Source organism: Streptomyces sp. NPDC021019 (assembly GCF_044333295.1).
Classification (GTDB): domain Bacteria; phylum Actinomycetota; class Actinomycetes; order Streptomycetales; family Streptomycetaceae; genus Streptomyces.
This window is the reverse complement of the sequence record NZ_JBIRQR010000022.1, coordinates 1-1,240: the sequence shown is the minus strand read 5'-3', so window position 1 is coordinate 1,240 and position 1,240 is coordinate 1. Positions and strand designations below refer to the sequence as shown.

Here is a 1,240-nt window from a genome sequence, read left to right as displayed (position 1 = left end):
CCGCCGCCACCACCCTCCACATCCGCCTCCACATCAACCCCGACAACACCATCCACCTCACCGCCACCGACCCCACCCACACCCCCGTCATCAAGATCGGTGCCCTGCACGTCCGCCCCGCCGACACCGCGATGTTCGCCCTGAGCACGGTCAACACCAGCGGTCTGTTCGCGTTGGAGTGGTTCCCGGTGGCGGGCGTCGAGTCCGCTGGGGTGGTCTCGGCCGCGGTGCTGGGCGCCGACCCGTTCGGCGTCGGGACCGCGCTGCCGGGCGCTGCGACCTGCTCCGACACCGGGGCGCTCCTCGCGTCGCTGGATGCCGGGGGCCCGCTGCCGCAATGCGCGGTGCTGTCCCTGGCCGCCCCGGACACCGCCGACGTCCCGGCCGCCGCACACGAGCTGGCCGAGCGGCTGCTGCTGACGGTGCAGGCGTGGATCGCCGAGGACCGGCTGGAGGAGGTGCCTCTGATCGTCGTCACACGGGGTGCGGTCGGCACCGGGCTGGGCCCGGACGATCCCGGAGTCACCGACCTGGCGGCCTCCGTGGCCTGGGGCCTGATCCGTACCGCCCAGACCGAACACCCCGGCCGTTTCGTCCTCGTCGACACGGACCCCGCACCTTCCGGCACCGGCACGGGCACCACCGACTGGAGCGGTGTTCTCGCCCTGGCCGTGGCCGGGACGGAGCCCCAGCTGGCCGTCCGGAAGGGTGCTGTACTGGGGGCGCGGCTGGTGCGTGGGGTCGACGGCCGGCAGATCGCCGGGGTCGGCGGTTTCGGCGCGGGCACCGACTGGCGTATCGACACACTCAGCGGCGGGACGCTGGACGACGTCGGCAAAGTGGAGAACCCGCGTGCCTCCCGGCCGCTGGAGGCGGGTGAGGTCAGGATCCAGGTCCGTGCCGCCGGCCTCAACTTCTACGACGTCGCGGTCGCCCTCGGTCTCGCCCCCTCGAACGAGGGTCTGGGCACCGAAGGTGCGGGTGTGGTCGTGGAGACCGGCCCGGGGAGCACCCGCTTCTCCGTCGGCGACCGGGTGTTCGGCGGATTCCCCAGCGCCTTCGCCCCACTGACCATCGCCGACGAGCGCACCCTGGCCTTGATGCCCGATGACTTCTCCTTCGAGGATGCGGCGTCGGTCCCGACCGTGTTCATGACGGCGTATTACGGGTTGCGGGACCTGGCAGGCATCCAGCCCGGCGAACGCGTCCTGATCCACGCCGCCGCCGGCGGTGTCGGCAT

The 1,240-nt window shown here is 72.5% G+C and carries 1 protein-coding gene; it reads left to right on the top strand.

From position 1 onward, the window contains the following. A partial coding sequence (locus ACH4RG_RS36490; RefSeq protein WP_398540933.1) for an alcohol dehydrogenase catalytic domain-containing protein occupies positions 1-1,240 on the top strand: 1,240 nt, incomplete at both ends.